This is a genomic window from Luteimonas sp. S4-F44 (genome assembly GCF_022637415.1).
GTDB lineage: Bacteria > Pseudomonadota > Gammaproteobacteria > Xanthomonadales > Xanthomonadaceae > Luteimonas.
This window is the reverse complement of record NZ_CP093340.1, coordinates 2162648-2177837: the sequence shown is the minus strand read 5'-3', so window position 1 is coordinate 2177837 and position 15190 is coordinate 2162648. Positions and strand designations below refer to the sequence as shown.

The 15190-nt window shown below is 70.5% G+C and carries 14 protein-coding genes; 10 read left to right on the top strand and 4 right to left on the bottom strand.

The features are described 5' to 3' along the window. Positions 1-7 precede the first annotated feature (7 nt). The 8 genes from hisG to hisIE are packed head-to-tail and all read left to right on the top strand — an operon-like array spanning position 8 to position 7190. The gene (gene hisG, locus MNO14_RS09985; RefSeq protein ID WP_241943611.1) at positions 8-922 is read left to right on the top strand and encodes an ATP phosphoribosyltransferase; all 915 of its coding nucleotides are present in this window, start codon (positions 8-10) and stop codon (positions 920-922) included. Beyond that, complete coding sequence (hisD, locus tag MNO14_RS09980; RefSeq protein WP_241943610.1) at positions 919-2256, top strand: histidinol dehydrogenase; 1338 nt, start codon at positions 919-921, stop codon at positions 2254-2256. Before hisG ends, hisD begins: the two co-directional genes overlap by 4 nt. Then, positions 2253-3335, top strand: a complete 1083-nt coding sequence (gene hisC, locus MNO14_RS09975) for a histidinol-phosphate transaminase (protein WP_241943609.1) — start codon at positions 2253-2255, stop codon at positions 3333-3335. Before hisD ends, hisC begins: the two co-directional genes overlap by 4 nt. Next, complete coding sequence (gene hisB, locus MNO14_RS09970; protein WP_241943608.1) at positions 3332-4411, top strand: bifunctional histidinol-phosphatase/imidazoleglycerol-phosphate dehydratase HisB; 1080 nt, start codon at positions 3332-3334, stop codon at positions 4409-4411. The genes hisC and hisB overlap by 4 nt, the downstream gene beginning before the upstream one ends. Further along, positions 4408-5025, top strand: a complete 618-nt coding sequence (gene hisH / locus MNO14_RS09965) for an imidazole glycerol phosphate synthase subunit HisH (RefSeq protein ID WP_241943607.1) — start codon at positions 4408-4410, stop codon at positions 5023-5025. The genes hisB and hisH overlap by 4 nt, the downstream gene beginning before the upstream one ends. Beyond that, positions 5022-5759, top strand: coding sequence for a 1-(5-phosphoribosyl)-5-[(5-phosphoribosylamino)methylideneamino]imidazole-4-carboxamide isomerase (gene hisA / locus MNO14_RS09960; protein ID WP_241943606.1), 738 nt, complete (start codon positions 5022-5024; stop codon positions 5757-5759). The genes hisH and hisA overlap by 4 nt, the downstream gene beginning before the upstream one ends. Further along, the gene (gene hisF, locus MNO14_RS09955) at positions 5753-6526 is read left to right on the top strand and encodes an imidazole glycerol phosphate synthase subunit HisF (RefSeq protein ID WP_241943605.1); all 774 of its coding nucleotides are present in this window, start codon (positions 5753-5755) and stop codon (positions 6524-6526) included. The genes hisA and hisF overlap by 7 nt, the downstream gene beginning before the upstream one ends. A gap of 55 nt (positions 6527-6581) precedes the next feature. Beyond that, a complete protein-coding gene (gene hisIE, locus MNO14_RS09950; RefSeq protein WP_241943604.1) occupies positions 6582-7190 on the top strand; it encodes a bifunctional phosphoribosyl-AMP cyclohydrolase/phosphoribosyl-ATP diphosphatase HisIE in 609 nt (202 codons plus the stop codon). A gap of 72 nt (positions 7191-7262) precedes the next feature. Here the strand turns inward: hisIE and MNO14_RS09945 are convergent, their stop codons facing one another. The 3 genes from MNO14_RS09945 to xseA form a co-directional block, all read right to left on the bottom strand. Then, positions 7263-8729, bottom strand: coding sequence for an aldehyde dehydrogenase family protein (locus MNO14_RS09945; protein ID WP_241943603.1), 1467 nt, complete (start codon positions 8727-8729; stop codon positions 7263-7265). 42 nt (positions 8730-8771) lie between these two features. Further along, a complete protein-coding gene (locus MNO14_RS09940) occupies positions 8772-10421 on the bottom strand; it encodes an acetolactate synthase large subunit (protein WP_241943602.1) in 1650 nt (549 codons plus the stop codon). An 82-nt stretch (positions 10422-10503) separates the two neighbouring features. Further along, positions 10504-11832, bottom strand: a complete 1329-nt coding sequence (gene xseA / locus MNO14_RS09935) for an exodeoxyribonuclease VII large subunit (RefSeq protein ID WP_241943601.1) — start codon at positions 11830-11832, stop codon at positions 10504-10506. Between the two features lie 118 nt (positions 11833-11950). Between xseA and MNO14_RS09930 the strand changes: the two genes are divergently transcribed. Beyond that, positions 11951-12457, top strand: coding sequence for a copper chaperone PCu(A)C (locus MNO14_RS09930; RefSeq protein ID WP_241943600.1), 507 nt, complete (start codon positions 11951-11953; stop codon positions 12455-12457). Between the two features lie 126 nt (positions 12458-12583). On the opposite strand, the gene MNO14_RS09925 is transcribed toward MNO14_RS09930, so the two are convergent. Then, on the bottom strand, positions 12584-13732 hold the full coding sequence (locus MNO14_RS09925) for an MFS transporter (RefSeq protein ID WP_343226384.1): 1149 nt from the start codon (positions 13730-13732) through the stop codon (positions 12584-12586). Here MNO14_RS09925 and MNO14_RS09920 point away from each other — a divergent pair. Next, on the top strand, positions 13650-14915 hold the full coding sequence (locus MNO14_RS09920) for an AraC family transcriptional regulator (RefSeq protein WP_241943598.1): 1266 nt from the start codon (positions 13650-13652) through the stop codon (positions 14913-14915). The genes MNO14_RS09925 and MNO14_RS09920 overlap by 83 nt on opposite strands. The last annotated feature ends 275 nt before the right edge of the window (positions 14916-15190 follow it).

The window sequence follows — 15190 nt, the reverse complement described above, 5'->3', positions numbered from 1 at the left end:
TTCCCCCATGAGTCCTGTCACCGGCGGCGCCGCGCGCGACCGCCTGCGTATCGCGATCCAGAAGTCCGGTCGGCTCAGCGAGCCGGCGCGGGGACTGCTCGCGTCGTGCGGTCTGTCGTGGCGCGAGAGCCGCGACAAGCTGTTCTGCTACGGCGAGACGCTGCCGGTCGACCTATTGCTGGTCCGCGACGACGACATCCCCGGGCTGCTTGCCGATGGCGTCTGCGATTACGGCATCGTCGGCCGCAACGTGCTCGATGAGGTCGCGGCCGATCGCGCGTTGCGCGGTCTGCCACAGGTCTCCAAGGCGGTCCGTGCGCTCGGCTTCGGCGGCTGCCGGCTGGACATCGCGATTCCCGAGTCGCAGGACTGGGCGGGCCCGGCGCAGCTGCAGGGCAGCCGCATCGCGACCAGCTATCCCGGCCTGCTGCAGCAGTGGCTCGACGCGCAGGGTGTGCAGGCGAGCATCGTCACGCTGTCAGGCTCGGTCGAGATCGCGCCGCGGCTGGGCCAGGCCGACGTGATCTGCGACCTGGTGTCCAGCGGCGCGACACTGACCGCCAACCAGCTCAAGCCCGCGGTCACGCTGATGACCAGCGAGGCGGTGCTGGCCGGCCCGGTGCAGCCGTTCTCCGATGTGCGCGGCGACCTGGCCGCCCTGCTGCTGCGCCGGCTCGATGGCGTGATGCGGCTGCGCGACAGCCGCCTGCTGATGTTCCAGTCGCGCCGCGACGGCGTCGATGCGCTGCTCAAGCTCCTGCCCGACGCCGAACCGCCGACGTTGCTGCAGGTCGACGGCAGCGAGACGGTCGCGCTGCAGGTGCTGTGTCATGGCGAGCTGACCTGGCCGCGGCTCGAGGCGCTCAAGCAGGCCGGCGCGGCCGGATTGATGGTGCTGCCGGTGGAGCGGATGCTGGCATGAACGCAACCGATCCTTCCTCGCTGGACGGCGCGATCCCGGCAATCGTCGACTGGGCGGCCACGGACGCCGCGGCGCAGGTCGAACTGCTGCGTCGCCCCACGCAGACCGTCGCCGTACAGACGCGCGCGGCCGTCGCCGAGGTGTTTGACGATGTGCAGGCCCGCGGGGACGCCGCGCTGCGCGCGTTGACCGAGCGCTTCGACCGGGTCGCGCTCGACGATTTCGAGGTCGGCGCCGATGAATTCGCCGCGGCCGAGGCCGAGGTCTCACCCCGCTTGCGCGAGGCGATGGCCAATGCCGCCGCAAGAATCGAACGCTTCCATGCCGCGGGCAGGGTTGCCGGCTACGCGGTGCAGACCGCCGATGGCGTGCAGTGCGCGCGGATCGTGCGGCCGATCCCGCGGGTCGGACTGTACGTGCCGGCCGGCACCGCGCCGTTGCCCTCGACCGCATTGATGCTCGGCGTGCCGGCGCGCCTTGCCGGCTGCCGCGAGGTCGTGCTGTGCACGCCGCCGCGCCCGGACGGCAGCGCCGATCCGACGGTGCTGGTCGCCGCGCGGCTGACCGGCGTGCACCGGGTGTTCAAGCTCGGCGGCGCACAGGCGATCGCCGCGATGGCCTTCGGCACCGCCTCGGTGCCGGCCTGCGACAAGTTGTTCGGACCGGGCAATGCGTTCGTCACCGAAGCCAAACAGCAGGCGGCGCAGTCGGGGACGGTCGCGATCGACATGCCGGCCGGCCCGTCGGAGGTGCTGGTGATCGCCGATGCGGGCGCCGACGCGGCGTTCATTGCCGCCGATCTGCTGTCGCAGGCCGAGCATGGGCCGGACTCGCAGGTGCTGCTGCTGTGCGACGACGAGGCGCTGCTGCGCCGCGTGCGTGTCGAGCTGGCGGCCCAGTTGGCGGCGCTGCCACGCGCCGATATCGCGCGTCGGGCGCTGGCGCGCTCGCGGCTGCTGCGGGTGCCGACCTTGGACATCGCGTTCGACATCAGCAACCGCTATGCGCCCGAGCATCTGATCCTGGCCCTGCGCGCGCCACGCGACTGGCTCGACCGGGTCGAGGTCGCCGGCTCGGTGTTCCTCGGCGACTGGACGCCCGAAGCGCTGGGCGACTACTGCAGCGGCACCAACCATGTGCTGCCGACCGGCGGCGCCGCACGCGCCTGGAGCGGGGTCGGTGTGTCGAGCTTCCAGACCCTGGTCAGCGTGCAAGCGGCCGATGCCGCGGGCATTCGCGCTATCGGCCCGGACGCGGTGACGCTGGCGCGCGCCGAAGGCCTGGACGCGCACGCCAACGCGGTCGCGCTGCGGTTGGCGAGGGCGGGCGCATGAGCTCGGTACTCGATCTGGTGCGCGAGGACCTGCGTGCCTTCTCCGGCTACGCCTCGGCCCGGACCCAGGCGCTTGAGGGCGAGGTCTGGCTCAATGCCAACGAGGCGCCGTGGCCCAATCCCGGCGATGCCGACGGCCAGTGCCGGCGGTATCCGGCGCCGCAGCCACCGGCGCTGCAAGCCCGGCTCGCCGCGCTGTACGGCGTGGACACGTCGCGGCTGCTGATCGGCCGCGGCAGCGACGAGGCGATCGACCTGTTGGTGCGCGCGCTGTGCGTGCCCGGACGCGACGCGGTGCTTGCCACGCCGCCGGTGTTCGGCATGTACGCGGTCAGCGCCCGGCTGCAGGGTGCGCCGTTCGTCGAAGTGCCGCTGCACGATACCGTCGACGGCTTCGCGCTCGATGTCGCTGCCGTGCGCGAGAGCGCGCTCGCGCGCAGCGCGCGGCTGGTGTTCCTGTGCTCGCCGTCGAACCCGACCGGCGGCCTGGTGCCACTTGCCGACGTCGCGGCGCTGGCCACGGCACTCGATGGGCGCGCGCTCGTCGTCGTCGACGAGGCCTACGTGGAGTTCGCCGACGCGCCGTCGGCGACCACGCGGCTCGACGCCCACGTCAACCTGGTCGTGCTGCGGACACTGTCGAAGGCGCATGGCCTGGCGGCGGCGCGGATCGGCGTGGCGATCGGCGACCCGGCGCTGATCGCGGTGCTGCGGTGCTGCCAGGCGCCGTATCCGGTGCCCACGCCGTGCGCGGAGTTGGCGCTGGCTGGACTGGCCGACGCGGCGCTCGCGCAGACCCGCACGCGGGTGGCGCAGACGATCGCCGAGCGCGATGCCCTGGCGGCTGCGCTGGCCGTGACGCCGGGTGTGCGCCGGGTGTATCCGTCGGCCGGCAACTTCCTGCTGGTGCGCTTTGTCGATGCGTCGCGCGCGTTCGCGGCGCTGCTGGCCGCCGGCATCGTCGTGCGCGACCAGCGCGCCGCCCCCGGACTCGACGACGCGCTGCGCATCACGGTCGGTACGCCGGCGCAGAACGCGCGCGTGATCGAGGCGTTGCAGGCATTGGAGATCGCAGCATGAGTGGGACCAAGATCCTGTTCGTCGATCGGGACGGCACCTTGATCGAGGAGCCGGCCGACTACCAGATCGACGGCTACGAGAAGCTGCGTTTCGTGCCCGGCGTGATCCCGGCGTTGCTACGGCTGCGCGATGCGGGCTTCGAGTTCGTCATCGTCAGCAACCAGGACGGCCTGGGCACCGACGCCTATCCGCGCGCCAGTTTCGACGGCCCCAACGACCTGATGCTGCAGATCTTCGAGAGCCAGGGCATCGTATTCCGTGAGGTGCTGATCGACTGCAGCTGGCCGGCCGACAACGCGCCCACGCGTAAGCCGGGTCTTGGGCTGGTGATGCACTACCTGCGTGACCGCGGCATCGATCTCGATGCCTCGGCGATGGTCGGCGATCGCGATACCGACCTGCAGTTCGCCGACAACCTGGGCGTGCGCGGTTTCAAGCTGCGCACGCCGCAGTTCGGCGGCGACTGGGACTGGCCCGGCATCGCGCACGCGCTGAGCGATGCACCGCGCCAGGCGCGCATCGTGCGCAACACCCGCGAAACGCGCATCCGGGTCGAACTCGACCTCGATGCCGCGCGTGATGCGCAGGTCTCGACCGGCTTGCCGTTCTTCGATCACATGCTCGACCAGATCGGCAAGCACGGCGGCATCGCGCTGACCGTGCAGGCCGAGGGCGACCTGGAGATCGACGAGCACCACACGGTCGAGGATGTGGGCATCGCGCTCGGCCAGGCACTGCGCGCAGCGCTCGGCGACAAGCGCGGCATTGCGCGCTACGGGTTCACACTGCCGATGGACGAGACCCTCGCCAGTGCCGCGCTCGACTTCGGCGGCCGGCCGTACCTGGTGTTCGATGGCACCTTCCGGCGCGAGCGCGTCGGCGATCTGCCGACCGAACTGGTCGAACACTTCTTCCGCTCGGTCTGCGACGCGGCCGCATTGAACCTGCACCTCAAGGTCGAGGGCGACAACGACCATCACAAGGTCGAGGCCTGCTTCAAGGCCTTTGCCCGTGCGCTGGGCCAGGCGGTGCGCCGTGACGGCGACGCGCTGCCCAGCACCAAAGGTGTGCTGTGATGCGTGTGGTGATCGTCGATGCCGGCGGCGCCAACACCGGTTCGGTACGCTACGCATTCGAGCGCCTGGGCGTGACCGCTGCGCTGGTCACCGACGCCGAGGCGATCCGCGGCGCCGACCGCGTGATCCTGCCCGGAGTCGGGACCGCGGCCCAGGTCATGACGCGGCTGCGGGCGCTCGATCTGGTCGAGGTCCTGCGCACGCTGGACCGGCCGCTGCTGGGCATCTGCGTGGGCATGCAGTTGCTGTTCGAGCGCTCGCAGGAAGGCGATGTCGAGGGCCTGGGCCTGTTGCCCGGTGTCGTCGCCCGGCTGCACGGCGGGGCCGGGATCCGGGTGCCGCACATGGGCTGGAACCGGCTGCAACCACGGGCGGACAGCGCGCTGCGGACCGGCATCGATAACGACGCGCAGGCCTTCTTCGTGCACAGCTATGCCGCGCCGGTGACCGACGACTGCATCCTGGCCTGCGATCACGGCCAACCGTTCGCCGCCGCGGTGCAGCGGGGCCTGGTCGCCGGCGCGCAGTTCCATCCCGAGCGCTCGGCGGCGGTCGGCGCGCAGTTGCTGCGCAACTTCCTGTCGCCGCCGTTCGTTTCCGGAGTCCGCGCATGAGCGGTTTCACTGTCTATCCCGCCATCGACATCCGCGACGGCCGCGTGGTCCGGCTGGCGCAGGGCGACTACGCACGGGAGACGCGTTACGGCGACGATCCGTTGGCCCAGATCCAGGCCTACGCCGACGCGGGCGCGACCTGGCTGCACCTGGTCGACCTCGACGCCGCACGCGCAGGTGGCTTCACGCTCGCGCCGTTGCTGGCGCGCATCCGGCAGACCACCGGCCTGCAGGTCCAGACCGGCGGTGGTGTGCGCAGTGCTGACGACGTCGCGCGCATCCTCGAGGCCGGCGCCGCTCGCGTGGTCGTCGGGTCGCTCGCGGTGCGCGATGCCGATGCGGTGACCGGCTGGATCGCGCGCTTCGGCGCCGAGCGCATCACCGTCGCGCTCGACACACGGCAGGACGCCGACGGCGTCTGGCGCCTGCCGGTGCACGGCTGGACCGAGACCGCCGAGGTCACGCTCGACACGCTCGCGGTGCACTACGCACAGGCCGGGCTGCGCCATCTGTTGAGCACCGACATCGCCCGCGACGGCATGCTGTCCGGTCCCAACAGCGCGCTGTACGCGCACCTGCGCGCGCTGGCGCCGGCGTTGCAGGTGCAGGCCTCAGGGGGCGTGCGCGCCCTGGACGACATCGCCGCGGCGCGTGCGCAGGGCTGCGCCGGCATCGTGCTCGGTCGCGCACTGCTGGAAGGTCGCTTCGCACTGCGGAACGCACTGGCATGCTGAGCCGGCGGATCATTCCGTGCCTGGATGTGCGCGAGGGCCGCGTGGTCAAAGGCGTGCGCTTCCGCGATCACGTCGACATGGGCGACATCGCCGAGCTGGCGCTGCGCTATCGCGATGCCGGCGCCGACGAACTGGTGTTCTACGACATTTCCGCCAGTCCAGAGGGCCGTTCAGTCGACCGTGGCTGGGTTGAGCGGGTGTCGCGGCTGATCGACATTCCGTTCTGCGTTGCCGGCGGCATCCGCGATGTCGACACCGCGCGTGCGGTGCTGCATGCCGGCGCCGACAAGATCTCGATCAACACCCCGGCGCTTGAGCGCCCGGCACTGATCGCCGAACTGGCGGACGCCTTCGGTGTGCAGTGCGTGGTCGTGGGCATCGATTCGATCCGCGAAGCGGACGGGCAATGGCGGGTGCGCAGCCACACCGGCGATCCGGACCGCACCCGCGCGCTGGCGGTGCGCACTCTGGACTGGATCGTCGAGGCGCAGCGGCTGGGCGCCGGCGAGATCGTGCTCAACTGCATGGACAACGACGGCGTGCGCCGCGGTTACGACATCGCGCAGTTGCGCCAGGCGCGCGCGTTGTGCGAGGTGCCGCTGGTCGCCTCGGGCGGGGCGGGCGAGACCGCGCATTTCATCGATGCGTTTGTCCAGGCCGACGTCGACGGCACCCTGGCCGCCAGTGTGTTCCACAGCGGCCGTATCGCGATTCCCGAGCTCAAGCGCGAGCTGCGCACGGCTGGCGTGGCGGTGCGCGATGTCTGATCCTCGCCACCAGGACCCGTCGGCCGCTCCCCCCAATGTGCCCCAGGACGATCCCATGACCGACCTTCCTTTCGACCCGGCGGCACTGGACTGGACCAAAGGGGACGGCCTGTTGCCGGCGATCGTCCAGGACGCCGACACGCTGCGCGTGCTGATGCTCGGCTACATGGACCGTGACGCGCTCGATGCCACGCGCCAGCTGGGCCAGGTGACGTTCTTCAGCCGCAGCAAGGGGCGGCTGTGGACCAAGGGCGAGCAGTCGGGCCATGTGCTCGAACTGGTCGCCATCGATGCCGACTGCGACGCCGACACGCTGCTGGTGCTGGCCAGGCCGCAGGGCCCGACCTGCCACCTGCAGCGACCCAGCTGTTTCCCGTCCGCCCCCGGCGGCGTGCTCGCCGAGCTGGATGCACTGGTCGCGCAGCGCGCACGCGAGCGGCCGGACGGCAGCTACACGACGCGGCTGTTCGACGGCGGCATCCGCCGGATCGCACAGAAGGTCGGCGAGGAAGGCGTGGAGACCGCGCTCGCGGCGGTCGCGCAAGGCGACGACGAACTGCTGGGCGAGGGGGCCGACCTGCTGTATCACCTGCTGGTGTTGCTGCGCGCGCGCGGACTGTCGCTGCGCGATGTCGAACGCGTACTGGCGGCGCGCGGCGGCTAGCGCCGGCGCGTCTGCCGCGCCCAGCGGGCCGCGCGCGCCGGACGTTCTGCAACGGCGGCGACGACGGTCGACTCAGACGGGGTCGCGGATCACCAGCAGCCGGTCCTCGCACATGTCGCGGATCGCGTAGCGCACGCCTTCGCGGCCGATACCCGAGTCCTTGATGCCGCCGTAGGGCATGTTGTCGACGCGGAAGCTCGGGACGTCGCCGACGATCACGCCGCCGGCTTCGATCCGGTCCCAGGCGCGCATCGCGTGGGCGAGGTTGCCGGTGAACACACCGGCCTGCAGGCCGAAATCGCTGTCGTTCACGCGTCTGATCGCCTCGTCGAAATTGTCCACCGGTTCGAGCAGCGCGACCGGGCCGAACACTTCCTTGCGTTGCAGGTCGGCATCGCGCGGTACCTTCTCCAGCAGCGTGGCCGGGATCAGGTTGCCCTCGCGCTTGCCGCCGGCGATGACCTTGGCACCGCCCTTGCGCGCGGCCTCGATCCACGATTGGATGCGGTCGGCCGCATCGGCGTCGATCACCGGACCGATGAACGTGGCCTCGTCGCGCGGATCGCCCATGCGCAGTGCGCCAACGGCCTTCTTGAGCTTGCGTCGCAGCGCGTCGTGGATCGCGCGGTGCGCATAGATGCGCTGGACGCCGATGCAGCTCTGCCCGGACTGGTAGTAGGCGCCGAACACCAGCCGCTCGACCACATGGTCCAGACTCGCGCCCGGGTCCTCGTCGACGATGCAGGCGGCGTTGCCGCCCAGTTCCAGCACGACCTTTTTCTTGCCCGCGCGTGCCTTCAGGTCCCAGCCGACCAGGCCGCCGGTGAAGCTCAGCAGCGCGATGCGCGCATCCTCGGTCAGCGCGGCGGCGTCCTCGTTGCTGCAGGGGATCACCGAGAACGCGCCCTTGGGCAGGTCGGTCTCGGCCAGGATCTCGCCGATGATCAGCGCGCCGACCGGGGTCTTGGCCGCGGGCTTGAGCACGAACGGGCAGCCGGCCGCGATCGCCGGCGCGACCTTGTGCGCGACCAGGTTCAACGGGAAGTTGAACGGGGTGATAAAGCTGCACACGCCCACCGGCACGCGCTTGACCATGCCGCGATAGCCGCGGGTGCGCGGCGAGATCTGCAACTCGACGACCTCGCCATCTAGCCGGGTCGCCTCGCCGGCGGCGATGCGGAAGGTATCGATCAGGCGCGTCACTTCGCCGCGCGCGTCCTTGATCGGCTTGCCGGCCTCGATGCACAGCGCCAGCGCAAGCTCCTCGGCGCGCTCTTCGAATCGGCGCACGCAGTGTTCGAGTACATCGCGGCGCTGGTCGGGTGCGAAGGCGGCCATCGCCTCGCGCGCCTTGTGCGCGGCGACGATCGCCTTGCGGATCGCGGTGGCATCGCCCATCGCCACGCGCGTGGCGACGGCGCCGCTGTACTTGTCGCGGACTTCGAGGTCGGTGTTGGCGGCGACCGCGACATTGGCGAGGTAGTAGGGATAGTGGCGGGCGAGCCCGTCGGTCTTGGGGGCGGTCTTGTGCTTGGCCATTGGGCGCTCCGGGGTCGAAGGCGGAAAAGGACGCGGCGCCGATCAGTCGATCGCAGCGCTTCGCGCGGGAATCTCGGTGTTGAGCAGGGCGTCGTCGTCGCGATAGTCGATCGCCAGATCGATCAGATCCACGCCCGGCGTGTCCAACGCCGTGCGCAGGTCATGCGCGAAGGCGGCTGCGCTGGCGGGGCGGTGGCCGCGCGCGCCGTAGCTGCGCGCGTAATGCACGAAGTCGGGATTGCCGTAGTCCATGCCGTACACCGGATAATCCTCGTGCCGCTGTTTCCACTTGATCATGCCGTAGGCATCGTCGCGCAGCACGATGACGACCAGGTCGAGCGCCAGGCGCACCGCGGTTTCGAGCTCCTGCGAATTCATCATGAAACCGCCGTCGCCGCAGACGGCGACGATCTTCCGGTCGCCGTGTACCAATCTGGCCGCAATCGCCGAGGGCAAGCCGGCGCCCATTGTCGCCAGCGCGTTGTCCAGCAGCAGGGTGTTGGGCGCGCGACAACGGTCGTTGCGCGCGAACCACAGCTTGTAGAGGCCGTTGTCGAGACAGACGATGTCGTGCGGGTCGATCGCATCGCGCAGCGTCTTGACCAGGTGCGGGACGTGTACGGGGAAACGGTCGTCGGCGGCGAGTTCGGCGATGTTCCGGCACAGCGCGGTCCGCACGCGATCGAAGAATGTGAAGTCCCAATGTGGCTGCGGCGCATCCAGCGCCTCGGCCAGCTGCCAGACCGTGTTGGCGATGTCGCCGACGACCTCGATCTGCGGGAAGTACACCTGATCGACGACGGCGCTTTCGTAGTTGACGTGGATCACCGTGCGCCGGCCGCGGTGCATGAAGAACGGCGGTTTCTCGATGACATCATGGCCTATGTTGACGATGCAGTCGGCAGCATCGATCGCGCGGTGCACGAAATCGTGATCCGACAGCGCAGCCGTGCCGAGCCACAGCGGGTGCGTCTCGTCCAGCACGCCCTTGCCCATCTGGGTGCTGAAGAACGGGATGCCGAGCCGATCGACGAAGGCCCGCAGCATCTTGGCGGTGGTCTTGCGGTTGGCGCCGGCGCCGATCATCAGCAGCGGATGCCGGGCGTTGCGAATCGCCTCCGCGGCATGCGCGATCGCCTTGTGCTCGGCCAGCGGTCGGCGCGTGTAGGGGGCGGGCAACAGGCGCGCATCGGTGTCGTCGCCGGCGATGTCCTGCGGCAGTTCGAGATGGGTGGCGCCGGGACGTTCCTCCATCGCACGCTGGAACGCGTCGCGCACGCGCGCGGGGATGGCGTCGGCGGAGACCAGTTGGTGGGTCGACTTGGTCAATGGCCGCATCATGTCGACCACGTCGACGATCTGGAAATGCCCCTGCTTGCTGGTGCGGATGGGTTTCTGGCCGGTGATCATCAACATCGGCATCGCGCCCAACTGGGCGTAGGCGGCCGGCGTGACGAGGTTGGTCGCGCCGGGGCCCAGCGTCGACAGGCAGACCCCGGCCTGCCCGGTCAGCCGCCCCCAGGTCGCGGCCATGAAGCCGGCGGCCTGCTCGTGGCGGGTGAGCACCAGTTCGATGGACGACGCGCGCAGCGATTCGAGCAGGTCGAGGTTCTCCTCGCCCGGAATGCCGAAGACATGGGTCACGCCTTCGGCCTCCAGGGCCGAGACGAACAGGTCGGAGGCCTTGGTCATCAGTCCGCGTACTCCAGCGACAGATCGCCGGGTATGGTGCCAGCCCGGGCGTGATCGCCGGGCGACGGCGGACCGCGTCGCGCTACTGCACCTCGACCCGCAGCGTGCCATCGCCGACACGCGCATCGAGCCGGTCGCCGGGCGCGGCGTCCGCGGTGCTGCGCACGATGCGGCCGTCGTCGTGCTGCAGGATGCTGTAGCCGCGGGCGATCGTGGCCAGCGGACTCACCGCTTCGAGCGAACGCACCAGCCCGCGCAGATGCAGCGCGTCGCGCTGCAGTCGCCGCGCCACCGCGGCCTGGGGCCTCGCCTGCAGCGCATCGAGGCGTTGGTGCAGCTGGGCGAGTCGGCGCTGCGGCGAGGCCGCGCGCAGCACCGCGCCGGCATGCTGGAGCCGCGTCTGGCGTTGTTGCAGTTGCTGCCGATGGGCGGCCTGCAACCTGCGCAGCGCCGCGTCCTGTCGCTGGCGCAGGGCGTCGAGCCGCGCCTGTGGCCGGGTCGCCTGCAGGCGCAGCGCCGCGCGGTCGAGCCGCTGGGCACAGGTCTGCAGCGTGCGCAGTTGCACGGTATCGATCTGACGCTGCAGCTGGCGCACGCGTCCGAGCAGGTCGGCGCGGTCCGGTGTCAGCAGCTCGGCCGCGGCCGACGGGGTCGGCGCGCGCAGATCGGCCGCGAAGTCGGTCAGGCTGAAGTCGGTCTCGTGGCCGACGGCCGAGACCACCGGCACCGGCGAGGCCGCCACCGCGCGCGCCAGCGCCTCGTCATTGAACGCCCAGAGGTCCTCGAGTGAACCGCCGCCGCGGGTCAGCAGCAGCACGTCGTAGCGTCCGCTCTCGCCGGCGCGCTGCAGCGTGCGCAGCAGCTGCGCCGGCGCATCGACGCCCTGGACCAGCGTCGGCAGCACCTCGACGTCGAGCAGCGGAAACCGGCGCGCCAGCACGCTGAGCACGTCGCGGACCGCCGCGCCGGAGGGCGAGGTGATCACGCCCAACCGCCGCGGAAACACCGGCAGCGGACGCTTGCGCTCGGCCTCGAACAGGCCTTCGGCCTGCAGGCGGGCCTTGAGCGCATCGAACGCCCGGCGCAGCGCGCCTTCGCCGGCCTCCTCGAGCGTGTCGAGGATCAACTGGTAGTCGCCGCGCGCCTCGTACAGCGTCACCCGGCCGCGCGCGCGCACCAGCATGCCGTCGCGCGGCACGAAGCGCAGCCACTGGCTCTTCTGCCGGAACAGCGCGCAGCGCACCTGGGCGCGCGCGTCTTTGAGCGTGAAGTACATGTGTCCCGACGCCGGGCGCGAGACGTTGCACAACTCGCCCTCGACCGCGACCTGGGGAAAGCTGTCCTCCAGCAGCCCGCGGGCGAGGGTGTTGAGCTGGCTCGGGGTCAGGACATCGCGTGCGGAATCGTGCATGCGCACAAGGATACCGGCATGCGGCGCGCGGGGCTGCGACACCCGGTCGCAGGCGCGATACGCGTCGCCAGCGATAATGGCCGGCCAGGCGCCGCAGGCGTCGCAGCGGAGTACTCGGATGCGCCATTCCCGTTTCGGTCTTCTTGCCGTCGGCCTGACCGCCCTGGCCCTGGCCGCCTGCCAGCCTTCGTCGCCCGATGCCGCCGCGCCGGCGGCCGCGACAGATGCCCCCCAGGTCGCGGTGTCCGACCCCTGGATCCGCGAGACCCCGCCCAATGCGGCCGTGGCCGGTGGCTATCTGACCCTGCGCAGCGCCGCCGACGACCGGCTGGTGTCGGTGGAGAGCGCCGCCGCCGCTGCGGTGGAGATCCATGAGATGCGCCACGACGGCGGCATGATGCGCATGCGCGAACTGCCCGACGGCGTCCCGCTGGCCGCCGGCACGGACGTCGAGCTGCGCCCCGGTGGCTACCACCTGATGTTCATCGACCCGGTCGAGCCGCTGCGCGCCGGCGCCACGGTCGAGGCGACGCTGCACTTCGAGCACGCACCTACGCAGCAGGTTCGCTTCGAGGTCCGCCCGCTGGCCGGCGAAGTAGAGGCCGGCACGCACGGCGGTCACTGACCGCGCCGCCCGGTCGCGCGCCCCGGCAAGCAGAGCGGGGCGCGCTGTTCGCGCGAGCCGTCCTTGCGACGGTCGGTACGTACTGACTGCCCTGTAGTTCGCGTCGGCAGGGGGATCGGGCGCGATTCACAGATGCATCGGCGCTCGGGCGTCCATGCCGGGTGCGACGGCGTCCACCCGTACCCGCAGCGCAATGAACGCTGCGGCGAGGAGCATCAGCGCGCCTCCGGCGACGAACACGGCGTTGGCGCCGCCCAGGCCGAAGATCGCGCCGCCCGTTGCCGCGCCCGCTGCGATCGCCGATTGCACCGAGGCCACGACCATGCCGCCCGCGCTTTCCGCCTGGTCGGGCACCGCGCGCGTCACCCAGTTCGACCAGGCCACCGGTACGCCGCCGAACGCCACGCCCCAGATGGCCACCAGCACTGTCTGTCCGGCGAGCGAGGCCGGCAGCAGGACCAGGGCCAGGGCCGCGATGCCGATCAGCGCCGGCATCGCCACCAACGTCGCGCGCGGGCGTCGTGCCAGCAGTCGTCCGGCGAGCAGAGTGCCCGCGAAGTTGGCCGCGCCGAACCCCAGCAGTATCAACGCCAGTCCGTTCGCGCCGACACCGGTGCTGCCTTCGAGGAATGGCCGGACGTAGGTGAACAGCGCGAAATGGCCGGTATGCACCAACACGCATCCCAGCATCCCTACCGCGATGCCCGGCCGCAGCAGCACCTCGAGCACCGTGCGTAGCCGCGCGGGCCTGTGCGGCGCCAAAGGCGGCAATGTGAACCACTGGAACATCAAGGTCGCCACGCCGACCACGGCGGCCGCCACGAAGGCGGTGCGCCAGCCGTACTGGCCGCTCAGGTAACTGCCCAGCGGCACCGCGACGACGGTCCCCACGGCGATGCCGCTGAAGATGATCGACAACGCGCGGGGCAGCAGCGATGCCGGGACCAGGCGCATCGCCACCGCTGCCGCCATGCTCCAGAAGCCGCCCAGCGCGATGCCCAGCAGGATGCGCATCAGCAACAGGACCGTGAGATTCGACGAAACCGCCACCAGGAGGTTGGAGGCGATCATCAGCATCGAAAAGCACAACAGGACCCGCCGACGATCGATGCCGCGCGTCAGGCCCGGCACCAGCAGTCCGGAGAACAGCGCCACCACCGCCGTCACTGTCACCGCCTGCCCAGCCAGTGCCTTGGATACGCCCAGTTCGGCGGCCATCGGCGTCAGCAGACTGGCCGGCAGGTACTCGGCCGTCAGCAGACCGAATACCCCCATCGCAAGCGAGAACACCGCCATCCAGGCCGGCGAGGTCGGGACCGCGTCCTCCGGGCCGGCGTCGGCCAGGGGCTCGCAACTGCAACTGCTCATTTCGCACTTTTCCTGGGGAATCGGGTCAGCGCGCAGTCTAGGGACGGGGTTCTGGATGATCTATGATGCTCAGTCTCGAATCTTTGATCAAAACCCCAGCATGTCGACGCAGGATCCATTCGCGCTTTCGTCCGAACTGATCAGCGAACTACTGACCGGGATACGGCTGCGGGGGGTGCAGTACCGCCGCATCCAGGCGATGGCGCCGTTCGGTCTGGATTTCGTCGCCAGCCCCGGGCATGCCTACTTTCATTTCCTGGCCGTCGGCTCGGCCGCGCTGCGCACCGCGGACGGCGGACTGCATCCGCTGTCTGCCGGCAATGCCGTGTTTCTGCCCCAGGGCAGCCGCCACCAGTTGCTGTCCGGTCCCGACGTTGCGACGCAGGACATCGGCAGTCTCGATGCCATTCCGCTCGGCGAGGCGGTTGGTGCGGTGGTCGCTTGTTCCGGCACTGGCACCGGCACCGGGTCCGACACCGGGTCCGGCACCGTCCTGTTCCACGGCTGCATGCAGTTCGATCTGGGGGGCATGCAGGGACTGGGACGGCTGATGCCCGAGGTCATGCGGGTCGACGCCACAGGCCAACGTTACCCCGACCTCATGCCCATCTTGGCGGCCATGCAGCGCGAGGTCTGCGCTGCGCGCATCGGCTTTTCAGGCATTCTCGCGCGGCTGGCCGACGCAGTGGCGGCGATGATCGTGCGGGGGTGGGTGGAATGCGGCTGCGACAACGCGTCGGGCCTGGTGGCCGCGTTGCGCGATCCCCGGCTGGCGCGCGCGATTTTGGCCCTGCATCGCCAGCCGGGGCGCGACTGGACCGTGGCCGATCTGGCGGCGCAATGCCACACCTCGCGTTCGGTGTTCGCCGAGCGTTTCCAGGCCACGCTCGGCACGCCGCCGCTGCGCTATGCCACCGAACTGCGGATGCGCCTGGCCAACCAGTGGCTGGTCGAGGATAGGCTGCCGATCGAGACCGTGGCGCAGCGTCTGGGGTATACGTCGCAGGCGGCTTTCAGCCGGGCGTTCAAGCGCGTCATCGGCCAGCCACCCGGCGCCAGTCGCAATGGCGGCGTCCACGCAGTCGCGTGATCAGCGTGCAGTCGATCGAAACGAAAAACCCGCGCAAGCGCGGGTTCTTCTGAAAGGACCGGCTGGCGAGCGAGGGCTGGCGGGCGGGTCGTGCGCGGCTGGCTGGCGATAGCGGGCTTGCGGCGCGCAGCGATTCTAGCGAGCGCACGCAACGCGTGACGGAATGAGAATTGCTCGCGTTACAGCGCGGCGCGGTGACCACGACACTGCGTCTGTCTGCGGACGTGGCGATTGCAGGTGGAGCGATCGGGTCCGATCTCTATCTCCGCCGCGAA

What these genes read in the sequence shown, in the direction of transcription:
- hisG (WP_241943611.1), top strand. Translation starts at nt 8, where the DNA reads ATGAGTCCTGTCACCGGCGGCGCCGCGCGCGACCGCCTGCGTATCGCG.
- hisD (WP_241943610.1), top strand. Translation starts at nt 919, where the DNA reads ATGAACGCAACCGATCCTTCCTCGCTGGACGGCGCGATCCCGGCAATC.
- hisC (WP_241943609.1), top strand. Translation starts at nt 2,253, where the DNA reads ATGAGCTCGGTACTCGATCTGGTGCGCGAGGACCTGCGTGCCTTCTCC.
- hisB (WP_241943608.1), top strand. Translation starts at nt 3,332, where the DNA reads ATGAGTGGGACCAAGATCCTGTTCGTCGATCGGGACGGCACCTTGATC.
- hisA (WP_241943606.1), top strand. Translation starts at nt 5,022, where the DNA reads ATGAGCGGTTTCACTGTCTATCCCGCCATCGACATCCGCGACGGCCGC.
- hisF (WP_241943605.1), top strand. Translation starts at nt 5,753, where the DNA reads ATGCTGAGCCGGCGGATCATTCCGTGCCTGGATGTGCGCGAGGGCCGC.
- hisIE (WP_241943604.1), top strand. Translation starts at nt 6,582, where the DNA reads ATGACCGACCTTCCTTTCGACCCGGCGGCACTGGACTGGACCAAAGGG.
- MNO14_RS09945 (WP_241943603.1), bottom strand. Translation starts at nt 8,729, where the DNA reads ATGGCCAAGCACAAGACCGCCCCCAAGACCGACGGGCTCGCCCGCCAC.
- MNO14_RS09940 (WP_241943602.1), bottom strand. Translation starts at nt 10,421, where the DNA reads ATGACCAAGGCCTCCGACCTGTTCGTCTCGGCCCTGGAGGCCGAAGGC.
- xseA (WP_241943601.1), bottom strand. Translation starts at nt 11,832, where the DNA reads ATGCACGATTCCGCACGCGATGTCCTGACCCCGAGCCAGCTCAACACC.
- MNO14_RS09930 (WP_241943600.1), top strand. Translation starts at nt 11,951, where the DNA reads ATGCGCCATTCCCGTTTCGGTCTTCTTGCCGTCGGCCTGACCGCCCTG.
- MNO14_RS09925 (WP_343226384.1), bottom strand. Translation starts at nt 13,732, where the DNA reads ATGGGGGTATTCGGTCTGCTGACGGCCGAGTACCTGCCGGCCAGTCTG.